Here is a 13,147-nt window from a genome sequence, read left to right as displayed (position 1 = left end):
TCGTCAGCGGCTTGTATGTTGGCGCTAAACCGTTTTTCGTAGGGTTCTGTGACGTCTGCGATGCATTTTGCTTTTGCTGGAGCCACACGAATGTCCAGACGACGCGAATGCCCATCACAGAAGGCCGAACGCAGGTGCTGTTATGGGGGTGGCGCGGCAGGACGCCGCGCCAGCCGCGATGGGCCATGGATGGCCCGTCGCGGCGTGCCCCCATGACAGTGCCGGAGTGAGGGAACCACCGAGCCTGGGCGAGGCGGCCGAATGGTAGGGCAAGCCTTTTTGGTTACTTTTTCGGCGTTTGGAAAAAGTGACCCGCCGTAAGGGCGGAACCCGTAGAAAGTCGTGACACATCGAATGGATATGGACTCGGCATCGCTGCGGGCGCATCGCAAAACAACGGGCACACGGGGTACATATCCGGCATTCGCGGTTAACTGAAATGATGGTTTCGCTTTTACAGCGAGGCACTTTTGTCAAACAGCCACAAAAGTACCCAAAAAGGCCTTGCCCCAGCGTACGGCCCTCGCTGCGCTCAGGTGTCCCTCACTCCGGTCCCGCTCCGTGGGCACGCCGTGACGGGCCATCCATGGCCCAACACGGCTCTCCCGGCATCCATGCCGGTCGACCCACTACGCAGAACCTGCGCTCGGCCTCCCGAAGGGCAGGCAGATCAAAAACCAGTGCAAAAACAAGATCAACGGCCCGCCGAGGCGGCCTACAGGCCGACCTGTTTAGCGAAGCACATTTCTCTAAACAGGCCGGTTGGCAACAGAGTATCTACAGGGTTTTGCGCAAGGTTCTGTGACGTCTGCGATGCATTTTGCTTTTGCTGTCGCCACGCGATTACCTGAACGCCACGAATGCCCATAACAGTGCCGGAGTGAGGGCGGAACCTTTATTCCAGTTACACAGGGCAGCTCAGACCATCGCCCCCAGTGGATCTGTTTGCGCCACTGGCGCTGTCACCACCCGCCGTATGGCCTCCTGGGCCCTGAACGCCAGCACGGCGCGCTCCTGCGCCTGGCTGGCAATGGGCTCAAGCAGGTGTATCTCGACCTCGGCCTGTTCATGGCTAAACAGGCGCAGTAGATGTGACAGCAAGTCATCGTCGCCAATAAACGGTGCGATCGTGTCGATCTCTCCATTGCGTAAATAGCGAATGGCCACAGGCTGCAGAGGTACATGGCTGTCTATTGCCGCCGATAACAGCCGACCATGAAAGGTACGTACCGAACGCCCGTCAGTGGTGGTGCCCTCGGGAAACATCAGAAGAGAGAGGGGGTGCTGCAAGTGGTGGGCCATTTGCTCACGAATCAACTGGCTGTCACCCGCGCCCCGGCGAATAAACAGGCTACCTGCCTTGGCCGCCAGCCAGCCGGCAACCGGCCAGCCGCGTACTTCGGATTTGGACAGGAATGAAAGCGGGGTGAGTTGCCCCAGCAGAGCAATGTCGGTCCATGACACGTGATTGCTGACCCACAGCATGGGCGTTGCAGGCAACTGGCCGACGACGGTGATGCGAAAGGGCAGGGCGTTGCTCAGGCGAGACATAAAAAATTGCGACCAGCGTTGGCGACGGTCCATCGCGTTGCTCAGGCGCAAGCGCTCAAGCACCCCGAACACTGCGGCCATGCCCAATCCCAGGCTGACTACCACCAACACACGAGCCACTCGGCCATATTGGCGCAAGCGGCTCATTACATGGCCGCCTTGAAGTGACGTGCATAACGCGGGCACAGTTCGTCGCGCTTGAGCAAAATAAACACGTCAGCCACCTGAAAGTCTTCATCCCAGCAAGGTTCACCGCAAATCTTGGCGCCCAGGCGCATGTAAGCCTTGAGCAACGGCGGCATTTCGGCGATGACGTTGGCAGGTACTTCTTGAGCCGGTAATGGCTTTTTTGGTTCGGCGCGCAAATGCTCGGTACACAAATAGCGTTCGCGCAGGCGCTGCATGATTGCCCGAGCCTGGATGCCTCCGTCCTGCATGGGGATGCTCGCGCAACCCATCAGGTAGCGGTAATTACCGTGGTTGAGCACTTCCGCCAGTTCGCCCCAGAGCACGGCGATGGTGCCGCCATTACGGTACGCAGGGTCGACACAGGTTCGTCCGATTTCCAGTACCGGCCCTTGAAGGTTGACCAGGCCGTGGAGGTTGAACTCTTCTTCGCTGTAAAAGTGGCCGATGCGTTGAGCGGCGCTGTGATCCAGCAAGCGAGTGGTGGCTACCAGTTGGCCGTTATTGAGGTCGCGCACCCCGATATGTTCGCAATACGCGTCGTAACCGTCCTCGTCCAGCCCGTGTTCGGCGCCTTTGAGTTTGGCCTTCATTTCGCCGCTGAACACACGAAAACGCAGGGCTTGAGCCTCGCGCAAAGCGCCGGATCCGATCAGGCGTTCTGCCTGCAGGCGGCGTTCTGGAGCGGTGTCGCGGATACGGGCGATCTGGGACATTGCGAATCTCCGTGCAGGCACTGTGCCCGCCTTGGGTTTCTGCCAATCGACTGAGGTGTGCAACTTCAGGCTAGGCAGGTGCAATGTCACCCCTGTGACGTTTGGGTGATGCTTGTATGACAGCCGCCCCGGAGGAACTGTCGGTCTCGGGAGGCGTCCTAACACTGTGTAAAAAAGTCCAGCCAAAACCGCTCGCCAGGTTTAATGTTCACCCACGTTTATTTGTCGATGAGTTTTTATGCTTAAAGCGTTGTTTTCTTCTGCCTGCGCCTTGTTGTTGACCGTTGGTGTGAGCCTGCCTGCCCAGGCCAACTGGTACCTGGACGGTGAGTCGTCACGGCTTTCATTTATCACCACGCAAAATGCCAATATCGCGAACGTGCATCGCTTTTTGGTCCTGCACGGCAAGGTCGACCGTAAAGGTCAGGCGCAATTGCGCATTGAAATGGACTCGGTCAACAGCGACGTACCATTGCGTGATGAGCGCATGCGCGACGTGCTGTTTGATTTCAAGCATTTCCCCGAAGCGCAGATCACTGCGCAGATAGACTTGCAGCCCATCAATGATCTTGCCCCCGGTGCGCAACTGGAGTTGCACTTACCCGTTACGGTCAGCTTGCGCGGTAAGCAACACACCTATGAGGCCGAGCTGTTGGCCACTCGCCTTGATGAGCGGCGCTTTCAGGTCGTGACCCTGGAACCGCTGATGCTGCAAGCCGAAGATTTTGGCCTGCAGCCGGAGCTCGAAACCTTGCGTAAATTGGCCGGGCTTTCGACCATCAGTTTTTCAGTGCCGGTGGGTGCGGTACTGATTTTCACGGCTCGCTAAGATGGCCGGCGCGGTGTTTGGCTGGCGCAGCGACAATCAGTTCGAGTTGCTGATCGATGGCTCCCGGTTTTTCCCACGAATTCTGGCTGCCATTGAGCAGGCTCAAGAGCAGATTGATCTGGAGTTATATCTGGTTGAGGCTGGAGGCTGCGCTGAAGCCATCGTGCAAGCCCTGGAGCAAGCGGCTTGGCGCGAGGTGCGAGTGCGCTGCCTGTTTGACGGTTATGGCAGTCTGGGCCTGGGTTTGGGCTTGCGTCGCAGGCTCACGGATGCCGGGGTTGAACTCAGGTTTTATAACCCGCTTAGCTGGCGGCGAGGCCTGAACAACCTGTATCGCGATCATCGCAAACTGTTGTTGGTGGATCAGCAACTGGCCGTGGTCGGGGGCACTGGCGTAACGGATGAGTTTTGGCGCCCCAGTGACGACATCTGCGAATGGCATGAAGTCATGGTCAACATTCAAGGCCCTTTGGTGATGGACTGGCAGATGCTGTTTGATCGTCAATGGCGCGCCAATATCAGCCGCAAGGCGTGGAAACCCGCGACTCACTTCGGTTTGGCACGCTTGCCGGGTCTACCCGAGAAGGGTGAAGGCATGGGCCGTGTCGCCTACGCAGACGCTCATCAACATCGCGATATCCTGCAATCGCTGGTGCGGGTGATCAACAGCTCCAAGCAGCGTATCTGGCTGGCCACGCCTTATTTCTTGCCCACCTGGAGTGTGCGCCGTTCTCTGCGCCGCGCGGCGGCCAGGGGCGTAGACGTGCGGTTGCTGCTGACTGGCCCCCGTACTGACCATCCTTCCGTGCGTTACGCCGGTCATCGTTATTACCCGCGCTTGCTGAAATCCGGTGTACAGATACTGGAATACCAGCCCTGCTTTCTGCACTTGAAAATGGTGCTGGCCGACGATTGGGTCAGCATTGGCTCGTGCAATTTCGACCACTGGAACCTGCGTTTCAACCTTGAAGCCAACCTTGAAGCGCTCGACCCGGCGCTGACTCAAGCGGTGGTTGCAAGTTTTATCACGGACTTCGCCCAAAGCCAGCCTGTCAGCTTGCAAGACTGGCAGTCACGACCACTCTGGAAACGGGTAAAACAACGTATTTGGGGTTGGGTCGATCGGCTGGTGGTCAATGTGCTGGGGCGTCGACACTAGATTCTGCCTGGCACGCGGTTACAGAATCGTTGAGAACGTGCAAAATCGAGCCACCTCACGGTAACGCAAGAGCGTGGGGCATGATTTCCTGGAGCTTTATTGCATGACACCTTCGTTGTTACTGGCCGTTCTGGCTTCTGGCTTTATCTATGGCATCACCCCGGGGCCAGGTGTGCTCGCTGTTTTCGGTATTGGCGCAGCCCGTGGCCGGCGCGCCGGAGCCGGGTTCCTGTGCGGGCACTTGCTGGGTGATGTGATCTGGTGCAGCACGGCGCTGATTGCCATTGTGGGCGCACGTGAGTTTGGCAGCACGGCGTTTAATGTGTTGGGCTTGATCAGCGGGCTTTACCTGTTTTGGCTGGGATTGCGCGCCGTTCGCGCTCAGCGTAGCAGCGTGGCCCAGCAAGGGCCGGCGCGACAGCCATTTGCTCATGGAATTTTCTTCGGCCTGACCAATCCCAAGGCGTACCCCGTAGCCGTCGCGACGTTCACGGCGCTGCTGTCCAGCCGTGCAGAACTGCTGACCTGGGAGATGCTGCCCTGGTTGATCGCTTTGAGCTTTGTGGGCGGGGCGCTGGCCTACGCGATTTTGGTGGGTATTGTCGGAGCCGGGCATGTCAGGGCACTCTATCAGCGTCATGAGCTGCTGATTACCCGGCTGTGCGGGGTCATGTTTATCGGTTTTGCCATCAGTGCTTTGATGCATGCACTGCCCGGGCTGTTACGAACTATCGTTTGAAGTAGGTGGCAGGGAATGCAGTGCGGTGGGCGAGTCAGGGATGAATGTTGACATTTAACCCTGAGGCATCGAGTTGCCCTATGGACATCAAGAACTACCTGCTTCAGGCAGGTTTTATTGACCTGTTGCTAGACGCAGTCTGTGTCGTGGACCGCAATGGTCGCTTTGTTTACGTCAGTGCAGCCTGCAAGCGAATTCTGGGCTATGAGCCCCACGAGCTTAAAGGCCAGTCGATGATCGATCTGGTGTTTCCCGCTGACCGTGAGCGAACCCTGCTCGCGGCCAATGAGATCATGGCGGGTGAACCCACGCTCAATTTCGAGAACCGCTATGTGCACAAGGCCGGGCATGTGGTGCATATCCAATGGTCTGCGTGCTGGTCTGAAACCCATGAAATGCGCGTTGCCGTGGCCCGTGATATCACCGAGCGCAAACTGGCGGAGTCACGGCAAGCGGCCCTGTTTGCGATTTCGGAGGCCGCCCATGGGGCCGAAGATTTGCTGGCGCTGTTCAGGTGTGTTCACCAGCTCATCGGGCAGTGGCTGCCTGCCGTGAGTTTTTCGGTCGCACTTCGGGAACAAGGTGCGCTGACTTTCCCCTACCACGTCGACGATCATCCGCTAGAGCAGCATTCCCCCGTTCGCCATCTGAGTGAGGAGGTCATTCTCAGTGGCCAGTGCGTGATGCGTGTTGCTGACCATGCGCCGTCATGGCTGGGTGTTCCGCTGACCACCCAGAACGGCAACATTGGTGCGCTGGTGGTCAAGAGCCTGCTGGGCGAAGAGCGCTACACCGAACAGCACAAAGACCTGCTGCAGTACGTGTCGACCCAAGTGGCAACGGCCATTGAACGCAAGCAGTTGCATGCCCGCTTGCAGTATCTGGCGCAGTACGACGCCTTGACTCATTTGCCCAATCGAGACCTGCTCTACGATCGCCTGCACCGCGCCCTGGCCTCTGCGAAGCGCGACAATGAATGCCTGGCCGTGCTGTATGTCGATCTGGACCACTTCAAACTCGTCAACGACAACTATGGGCATGCTGTCGGTGATGACCTGTTGCAGCAGACTGCGCGGCGCCTGACGCTGTGCGTGCGTGAAAGCGATACGGTCTCCAGGATGAGCGGGGATGAGTTTGTGCTGGTGCTGGAGAGGCTCAAGCTGCCAGAGCATGCGCTGATCGTGGCCGAAAAAATTCGCCTCAATCTCAGCCAGCCTGTCTTCGTTGGTAATCACACGCTCAACATCATCCCCAGCATTGGCATTGCGGTTTATCCCGAGCACGGCGAACAGGCCCAGCAATTGCTGCACCATGCGGATACGGCGATGTATCGAGTCAAAAAGAGGGGGCGTGGCTAAACAGCGTGTGCAAGCAGTAAAACGGGAAGGGGATTTTGTTGCTGTACAGGCCAGGCTTTCAGTGGGGTGAAAGCCTTAAAGAAGTGGAGCGGGTGGCGGGAATCGAACCCGCGTGATCAGCTTGGGAAGCTGGAGTAATACCATTATACGACACCCGCTCAGAGCGGCTGACTTTGTACCAGAAGTCGGCCTTGATGAGAAGTTTTATTCTTCAAATACGTCATTTCGCAGCGTTTTTTCAATGAGCTGTCAGCCTCCTGCGTCTCACCGAGAGTGTTGCCGGTGTTCTGTGTGTGCCGGTTGTAAAAAATTGAGCAGCGCAGTTTTACTGATGTGGCTGGCAGATTTGTGTTCCATGTCCAGAAAATGCCCGGTGTTTTCCAGGCTGATGAACTGGCTGTGTGCAATGGGTTGCGCAAAGTGCCTGGCGTCGCTGGCCACGGTGTACTCGTCCCATGCGCCATTGATAAACAGCACTGGAATCTCGATACCCCGGGTTGCACTGAGAAAGCACGGCTTGTCGCTGTTGAGGACGTGGTTTATGTGAAAGTGCATTTGTGCGTATTCGTGGTCGGCCAGGCTGCTGACATGGCGAAAATTGAAGCGCTTGAACAGGGGCGGCAAGTGTTTGCCTAGCGTGTCGTTGACCAGATTACCCACCTGGGTGCGATTGCAGGCTGCCAGGCAGCTGCGGCCACGTTCCAGGTAATCGCGCATGGCTTCGTTGATCAGCGGTGAAAACGAACTGATCACCGCTTTCTCGATACGCCGGGGTGTGCACGCCAGCGCGGTGAGTGCCGCAGTGCCGCCCCATGAGAATGACAGCAGATAATTGGCGTTAAAGTGTTCTATCAGCTCAAGAAGAACCTGTGCTTCCAGTTCTCTTGTCAGCATCTTTTGATGCGGGTTATGGGGTTTTGACTGACCCGCATACGGCTGGTCGTAAAGAACTACGTTCAGATGCGGGTGCAGGTTTTTCAGGGTTTGGCCAAACGATGCGGTCGTGGCCATCGAGCCATTGACCAGAATAATGGTGTTTTCTGCGGTGTCGCAGCGATAGAACTCGGTGTGAATTCGATAGTGACCTTGAATATCGAGCACAGCGATTTCGGGCTTTATCATGGCGTCAGACTCCAGTGAATCGAGCGTCGGTCTGACTGATGCTGCACCGCGATTGTTACAGGCAGGTGGCCTTGTGCCCAGCCGTGGCCTGGAACAGGTTGATTTCAAGGTCGAGCAAAGCCCGGTATTCCCCGGGAGCCAGTTGGGTGTCGAGCATCAGAGACCCGATGCTTTCGCGGTGCAGGCGTATGACCTTGTTGTTGAAGAAGCCAAACATGCGCTTTACCTGATGATAACGACCTTCAACGATGCTCAAGCGGGCAGAGCAAGGGCCGAGCAGTTCCAGTTCGGCGGGCAGTGTTGTCAGATCTTCGTAGGCGAAATAGACGCCTTCCTTGAATTTACTGACATATGCGGCGGTTATTTCCTGCTCGGTCTCGACGTAATACACCTTGGGCATTTTGGTCTGTGGCTGAGTGACATGGCGCGACCAGTGCCCATCGTTGGTGATCAGCATCAGCCCGCTGGTATTGAAGTCCAGCCGGCCCGCGATGTGCAGTTCGTCCATGTCCGGCTCATCGAGCAGGTCGAGCACCGTCGGGTGTTCCGGGTCCTGGGTGGCGCTGACACAGCCAGGCGGCTTGTGCAGCATGAAGTACCGCGCCGGTTTACCGGCCTGCAAGATTTTCCCGTCAAGTTCGATACGACTGAATGCGCGAACTTCGTGGTGTGGATCGCTGATGACCTGCCCATCAACCTGGATACGCTTCTCTATCAGGAGCAAGCGCACGTGTTGGCGGCTGAATTGGGGCAGGTTGCTTAGAAAACGGTCTACGCGCATAAGCGATCAATCACAAGGAAACAGCCGAGTATCTTACGTGAGGGATTCTGATTGCGCTGATTGCAATTGGTTTTGCACCTTCGCGCAGCGAGGGCAAAGGCAGGTCAGATCGCGCTGAGTAAGGGGCAGGGCCCGGATGATTTCGGGATCAATGGTGACGCCATAGCACCAGCAGGGTTGCTCCACCGTGTCAGGGTTTGCCATGGAGCAGTCGTTGCGGGCGCCGCAAGCGGGGCAAATGTCGGAGGTGGTCATGTCGATGCGTCCGTGGTGGGGCTGGTGTTCAATCGTTCTATGGTAACGCTGTTGGTGGCTCAGGTTTTTTTAGGTTGAGCGCGTCGATCTCTTGTATGCCAGCGAGGATTATCTATCTGCTGATCCGTCGGTCTGAAGCTTTGTGTCTACGGCACCGAATATCCTTTTTGTGGTCTTAACAGGTGTCGGGCAGCATTAGCTGTTTGTCGCCACCCAGCGTCGCTGGGTGTGCTCTTTCGCGGTCCAGGAGGCCGCCATGTATCGTCGCCTACTCTCTATCATTGCAATAGGCTTGTCCGTATCTGCTTGTGTGCCTTATTACTCGGGCAGCTCAGGCTATTACCGCTCCGAGGTCTATTCCGCGCCAGCGCCTGAGTACTATGGCGGTGGCTACCGTCCTTATTATGTCTACCCGCGGGCAGTCTATGCCCCGCCCCCTCGTTATTATCACGGCCCGCGCTACTACCCGTCTCAGCAGGCTTATCAGGGGCCGCGCTACTATCAGCCCCCACGAGGCTATCACCGGGATCGAGGTTACCGTCCCGATCACAGGCCCGGTTATGGTCCCGGTCCCGGAAACGGTTGGCGTGGCCGATAGGGAAGTTGACAACAGGGGCGGGCTTTCCTAGTGTCCGCCCCATTGTTTTTCAGGATGTAGCCATGACACCCGATGACCGTATAAAACTTGAACCTGTCTGGAAGCAGGCCTTGCGTGAGGAGTTCGATAAACCTTACATGGACTCCCTGCGCGAGTTCTTGCGCCAGGAGCATGCGGCCGGGAAAGAGATTTACCCGCCAGGCCCGCTTATCTTCAACGCGTTGAACCTGACTCCGCTGGACAAGATCAAGGTGGTGATTCTTGGCCAGGACCCTTATCACGGACCGGGGCAGGCCCATGGCTTGTGCTTCTCGGTACAGCCCGGCATCCCGACACCACCCTCGCTGGTCAATATTTACAAAGAGCTCAAGCGCGACCTGAATATCGACATTGCGCCCCACGGTTGCTTGCAACATTGGGCCGAGCAGGGCGTTTTGCTGCTCAATACGACGATGACGGTTGAGCGTGCGAATGCGGCATCCCATGCCAAAAAAGGCTGGGAACACTTTACCGACCGGATTATCGAGGTGGTGAGTGAGCAGCAACCCAAGCTCGTTTTCCTGCTGTGGGGCGCCCATGCACAGAGCAAGCAAAAACTGATCGATGCGACCAAGCATCTGGTGCTGACGTCGGTACACCCCTCACCGTTATCGGCCTATCGCGGGTTCATCGGTAACGGCCACTTCAGTCGAACCAACAAGTTTCTCGAGCAAAACGGTTTAACTCCGATCGACTGGAAACTGCCACCGGTTTAAGCGATTGATCAGGCACGCCGGGCAACGTTACTGGTGTGCCGGTCCCTATAAAGACGCGTCGGTTCGGTCCTGGCGAACCCAGTAACGAAACAGGGGCTCGGCCAAAAACAGCACGAAGATCAGGCGCATGACCTGCAAGGCCGTGACTAACGGTACGGAGAGTTGCAGCGTTTCTGCCGTGAGGCTCATTTCTGCAATGCCCCCTGGCATCATCCCCAGTGTCATGGAGCGCAAATCAAGTTGAGTGAGGGCGCTCAAGCCCAATGCGCACAGGCTGGCGATCAGCATGGTCAGGGCGGTACCCAGCAGTGTTTTGCCGATGAACGAAGGTGCCCGGCGAAAGAACGCACGATTGAAGTGACAACCCAGCCCGCTACCAATCAGCCACTGCCCCGTCTGGCTACTGCCGTCGGGCAGGCCAATGTGCAGATCCCAAACAATACTGACGCTGGCACTCACCAGCAGTGGCCCGAACAGCCATGGATTGGGCTGACGCAAGCGTTGCCAGATCCAGGCCAGCAAAGCGCCTGCCGGAAACAGCACCGCCAGCCAGTAAATGTTTATGGCGGCGGGGGGCAAGGCGGGTGTGCCTTCGCCCAGCAGGTACTTGAACGCTGCCGGAACGCATAACACAACCGTCAGTACCCGAAGGCTTTGACCTGCAGCGACGCGGCTCAACACGGCACCATTGCGTGCGCCGAGGTTAACCATCTCACCCGAGCCACCGGGCATGCTGGAGAAAAACGCAGTGGCGCGATCTTCCCCACTGCGGCGCATAAGCCACACGCCGATCACGCTCGACACACTGGTGAGCAGGGCGCCGGCCAGGATCAGCCAGAAGTGCGCCAGCACTTGCTCCATGACCACGGGCGTGAAGTGCAGGCCGATACCGATGCCCACAATCCACTGACCGCATTTACGTCCGCCAGGAATCTCGGCCAACTGCCAGGGTGTCAGGCAACGCACCAGGATGATGGCCAGCAATGAGCCGACCATCCACGGCAACGGCCAGCCGATCAGGCTGGCGAGGTAGCCACCGGCCAGACCGACCAGTGGCGTGCCCCACCATTGCCTGAGTCCTGAATCAAGCATCGGCCAAGGCGCGACGTTGAGCGCTACGCTTGCGCCAGATGCGCAGCACAGGCATCAGCAACATGATTGCCGTCAGTACCCAGACACCCAGGGTGATCGGGCTTGCCCACAGGATGTCCAGCGCGCCGTTGGAGATCGACAGTGCGCGGCGCAAGTTTTGCTCCATCAGCCCGCCCAGAATGAAGCCCAGGAGGACTGGCGAAAGCGGGAAGTCGAGCTTGCGCAGGATGTAGCCGAAGATGCCGATACCGATCATCAGGAACAGATCGAAAGTAGTGGCGTGCACGGCATAGACACCGATTGCGGTAATGATTGCGATCACCGGCACCAGCGCCCAGTTGGGTACCGACAGAATGCGGGTGAAGATGCGGATCATCGGGATATTGAGGATCACCAGCATGATGTTGGCGATAAACAGCGACGCAATCAGGCCCCAGACGATATCGGGTTGCTGTTGAAACAGCAGAGGACCTGGGGTGATGTTGTACAGCGACAGCGCGCCGATCATCACCGCTGTGGTGCCTGAGCCAGGTACGCCCAGTGTCAGCATGGGGACCAGTGCGCCGCAGGCCGATGCGCCGATGGCCGTTTCAGGTGCAGCCAGACCGCGCATGTCTCCCTGACCGAATTTGCCGGTCGTGCCTGCCAGACGTTTTTCCGTCATGTAGGCCACGGCGCTGGCCAATGTTGCGCCGGCACCCGGAAGTACGCCCATGATGAAACCGAGCAAGCCGCAACGGATGTTTACTACAAACACCGCAGACGCTTCCTTGAAGTTGAACATCATGCGGCCCGTGGCCTTCACGGCTTCCTGACCGCGGTGGGTTTTTTCCAGCAGCAGCAATATTTCGCTGATGGAGAACAGCCCAAGCACCAGCACGACGAACTGAATGCCGTCAGTCAGGTGGATGTTGTCCCCGGTGAATCGATAAACACCGCTGTTGGCATCAATCCCCACGCTGGAGAGAAACAGGCCGATAAGTGCTGCGATAAAGGTCTTGAGCGGACGATCCCCGGCCATGCCGCCCAGGCAAACGATGGCGAACACCATCAATACAAAATATTCCGCGGGGCCGAAGGCAATTGCCCACTTGGCCAGCAGCGGGGCGAACAGCACCATGCCGCAGGTGGCAATAAAGGCACCGATGAACGAACTCCAGGCGGACAGCGACAGCGCGACGCCTGCTAGGCCCTTGCGCGCCATAGGGTAGCCGTCGAGGGTGGTCATCACGGTCGAAGCTTCGCCCGGAATGTTCAGCAGGATAGAGCTGATACGGCCGCCGTATTCACAGCCCAGGTACACCGCCGCCAGCAGAATCAACGCAGACTCCGGTGGCAGGCCCAGGGCAAAGGCGATCGGAATCAGCAGTGCGACCCCGTTGATCGGGCCAAGCCCCGGCAGCAGGCCGACCACGGTGCCGATCAGTGTTCCGCACAAAGCAGTGATCAGGTTGTACGGGCTGAGCGCGACGCCGAAGCCCTGACCCAAATAGCCAAAAGTATCCATGTCAGTTCTCCAGAACTTCAAGCAAGCCAAGCGGCAGTGGAACGTCCATCGCTTTATCGAACAACAGATAAAGGCCGACGCTCATCAGGCTGACGATCACGCAACTGGGTAGCCAGCGTCCGCCATACAGACGTGCCATCGGGATACCGATCAGGATGCTGCTAAGGATGAAACCCAGGGGCTCGAACGTACCGGCGAAGATCAGCAGCAACACGATGCACAGCGCGATCTTGGTCAGGGTTTCGCGGTCCAGTTGTGGGTCTTCTTCACTGTGGACGACGGGCGTGGGACGAAAAATCATGTAGATCAGCCCCAGTCCCATCAGGCCGAGCATCAGCAGCGGGAAAGCTCGCGGGCCAACGGGTTCGTAGGAAAACTGTGCCTGATAGGGCCAGGCCATCAGCGCCAGTGCGGCGCACGCGAGCAGCAGCACTGAGGCAAAAATGCGTTGTAAGAGCATGGTTCACTCCTGAACCGGGCCTGCGAAGGTTCGTGGCCC

Annotated in this window: 14 protein-coding genes and 1 tRNA gene; 5 read left to right on the top strand and 10 right to left on the bottom strand. The window is 57.9% G+C overall.

Going from position 1 to position 13,147, the window contains the following annotated elements:
- The 3 genes from TU76_RS25490 to olsB form a co-directional block, all read right to left on the bottom strand.
- Window positions 1-187 (bottom strand): hypothetical protein (locus TU76_RS25490; RefSeq protein ID WP_204369340.1); only part of this gene is annotated, 187 nt, incomplete at its 3' end.
- Window positions 188-918: 731 nt separating this feature from the next.
- The gene (locus TU76_RS13310; RefSeq protein WP_019822243.1) at window positions 919-1,698 is read right to left on the bottom strand and encodes a lysophospholipid acyltransferase family protein; all 780 of its coding nucleotides are present in this window, start codon (window positions 1,696-1,698) and stop codon (window positions 919-921) included.
- On the bottom strand, window positions 1,698-2,453 hold the full coding sequence (gene olsB, locus TU76_RS13305) for an L-ornithine N(alpha)-acyltransferase (protein ID WP_019822245.1): 756 nt from the start codon (window positions 2,451-2,453) through the stop codon (window positions 1,698-1,700). The genes TU76_RS13310 and olsB overlap by 1 nt, the downstream gene beginning before the upstream one ends.
- A 238-nt stretch (window positions 2,454-2,691) precedes the next feature.
- Here olsB and TU76_RS13300 point away from each other — a divergent pair, with 238 nt between their 5' ends.
- The 4 genes from TU76_RS13300 to TU76_RS13285 all read left to right on the top strand — a co-directional run bounded on the left by TU76_RS13300 (window position 2,692) and on the right by TU76_RS13285 (window position 6,538).
- Window positions 2,692-3,282, top strand: coding sequence for a YceI family protein (locus TU76_RS13300; protein ID WP_019822247.1), 591 nt, complete (start codon window positions 2,692-2,694; stop codon window positions 3,280-3,282).
- Between the two features lies 1 nt (window position 3,283).
- Window positions 3,284-4,441: a phospholipase D-like domain-containing protein gene (locus TU76_RS13295; protein ID WP_046810672.1), complete on the top strand. Its 1,158-nt coding sequence runs from the start codon at window positions 3,284-3,286 to the stop codon at window positions 4,439-4,441.
- Between the two features lie 103 nt (window positions 4,442-4,544).
- Complete coding sequence (locus TU76_RS13290; protein WP_019822251.1) at window positions 4,545-5,180, top strand: LysE family translocator; 636 nt, start codon at window positions 4,545-4,547, stop codon at window positions 5,178-5,180.
- Between the two features lie 80 nt (window positions 5,181-5,260).
- On the top strand, window positions 5,261-6,538 hold the full coding sequence (locus TU76_RS13285) for a GGDEF domain-containing protein (protein WP_019822252.1): 1,278 nt from the start codon (window positions 5,261-5,263) through the stop codon (window positions 6,536-6,538).
- Window positions 6,539-6,622: 84 nt separating this feature from the next.
- Here TU76_RS13285 and TU76_RS13280 read toward each other — a convergent pair.
- The 4 genes from TU76_RS13280 to TU76_RS24770 all read right to left on the bottom strand — a co-directional run bounded on the left by TU76_RS13280 (window position 6,623) and on the right by TU76_RS24770 (window position 8,696).
- Window positions 6,623-6,696, bottom strand: a tRNA-Gly gene (locus TU76_RS13280).
- A 106-nt stretch (window positions 6,697-6,802) separates the two neighbouring features.
- The gene (locus TU76_RS13275; protein WP_046808679.1) at window positions 6,803-7,660 is read right to left on the bottom strand and encodes an alpha/beta fold hydrolase; all 858 of its coding nucleotides are present in this window, start codon (window positions 7,658-7,660) and stop codon (window positions 6,803-6,805) included.
- 55 nt (window positions 7,661-7,715) lie between these two features.
- Window positions 7,716-8,441 (bottom strand): pseudouridine synthase, encoded by a 726-nt coding sequence (locus TU76_RS13270; protein ID WP_048351803.1) that lies wholly within the window; start codon window positions 8,439-8,441, stop codon window positions 7,716-7,718.
- A 33-nt stretch (window positions 8,442-8,474) separates the two neighbouring features.
- A complete protein-coding gene (locus TU76_RS24770) occupies window positions 8,475-8,696 on the bottom strand; it encodes a cysteine-rich CWC family protein (protein ID WP_046808678.1) in 222 nt (73 codons plus the stop codon).
- Between the two features lie 660 nt (window positions 8,697-9,356).
- Between TU76_RS24770 and ung the strand changes: the two genes are divergently transcribed.
- Entirely contained in the window at window positions 9,357-10,049 is a 693-nt protein-coding gene (gene ung / locus TU76_RS13260) for a uracil-DNA glycosylase (protein WP_019822260.1), read from the top strand.
- Window positions 10,050-10,094: 45 nt separating this feature from the next.
- Here ung and TU76_RS13255 read toward each other — a convergent pair whose 3' ends face one another.
- Genes TU76_RS13255 through TU76_RS13245 form a run of 3 tightly spaced genes read right to left on the bottom strand, consistent with a single transcriptional unit; the run spans window position 10,095 to window position 13,108 of the window.
- Window positions 10,095-11,141, bottom strand: a complete 1,047-nt coding sequence (locus tag TU76_RS13255; protein ID WP_048351801.1) for an AbrB family transcriptional regulator — start codon at window positions 11,139-11,141, stop codon at window positions 10,095-10,097.
- Window positions 11,134-12,648, bottom strand: a complete 1,515-nt coding sequence (locus TU76_RS13250; protein ID WP_019822262.1) for a tripartite tricarboxylate transporter permease — start codon at window positions 12,646-12,648, stop codon at window positions 11,134-11,136. Before TU76_RS13250 ends, TU76_RS13255 begins: the two co-directional genes overlap by 8 nt.
- Before the next feature lies 1 nt (window position 12,649).
- The gene (locus TU76_RS13245) at window positions 12,650-13,108 is read right to left on the bottom strand and encodes a tripartite tricarboxylate transporter TctB family protein (RefSeq protein ID WP_019822264.1); all 459 of its coding nucleotides are present in this window, start codon (window positions 13,106-13,108) and stop codon (window positions 12,650-12,652) included.
- Window positions 13,109-13,147 lie beyond the last annotated feature (39 nt).

It is taken from the genome of Pseudomonas psychrophila (genome assembly GCF_001043005.1).
GTDB classification, from domain to species: Bacteria; Pseudomonadota; Gammaproteobacteria; order Pseudomonadales; family Pseudomonadaceae; genus Aquipseudomonas; species Aquipseudomonas psychrophila.
This window is presented reverse-complemented; position numbering and strand designations above follow the sequence as displayed.

Excerpts from the sequence above, each read along its gene's own strand:
- TU76_RS13285 (WP_019822252.1), top strand. The coding sequence starts at position 5,261 with ATGGACATCAAGAACTACCTGCTTCAGGCAGGTTTTATTGACCTGTTG.
- TU76_RS13245 (WP_019822264.1), bottom strand. The coding sequence starts at position 13,108 with ATGCTCTTACAACGCATTTTTGCCTCAGTGCTGCTGCTCGCGTGCGCC.
- TU76_RS24770 (WP_046808678.1), bottom strand. The coding sequence starts at position 8,696 with ATGACCACCTCCGACATTTGCCCCGCTTGCGGCGCCCGCAACGACTGC.
- TU76_RS13255 (WP_048351801.1), bottom strand. The coding sequence starts at position 11,141 with ATGCTTGATTCAGGACTCAGGCAATGGTGGGGCACGCCACTGGTCGGT.
- TU76_RS13310 (WP_019822243.1), bottom strand. The coding sequence starts at position 1,698 with ATGAGCCGCTTGCGCCAATATGGCCGAGTGGCTCGTGTGTTGGTGGTA.
- TU76_RS13275 (WP_046808679.1), bottom strand. The coding sequence starts at position 7,660 with ATGATAAAGCCCGAAATCGCTGTGCTCGATATTCAAGGTCACTATCGA.
- ung (WP_019822260.1), top strand. The coding sequence starts at position 9,357 with ATGACACCCGATGACCGTATAAAACTTGAACCTGTCTGGAAGCAGGCC.
- TU76_RS13270 (WP_048351803.1), bottom strand. The coding sequence starts at position 8,441 with ATGCGCGTAGACCGTTTTCTAAGCAACCTGCCCCAATTCAGCCGCCAA.
- TU76_RS13250 (WP_019822262.1), bottom strand. The coding sequence starts at position 12,648 with ATGGATACTTTTGGCTATTTGGGTCAGGGCTTCGGCGTCGCGCTCAGC.
- olsB (WP_019822245.1), bottom strand. The coding sequence starts at position 2,453 with ATGTCCCAGATCGCCCGTATCCGCGACACCGCTCCAGAACGCCGCCTG.
- TU76_RS13300 (WP_019822247.1), top strand. The coding sequence starts at position 2,692 with ATGCTTAAAGCGTTGTTTTCTTCTGCCTGCGCCTTGTTGTTGACCGTT.
- TU76_RS13290 (WP_019822251.1), top strand. The coding sequence starts at position 4,545 with ATGACACCTTCGTTGTTACTGGCCGTTCTGGCTTCTGGCTTTATCTAT.
- TU76_RS13295 (WP_046810672.1), top strand. The coding sequence starts at position 3,284 with ATGGCCGGCGCGGTGTTTGGCTGGCGCAGCGACAATCAGTTCGAGTTG.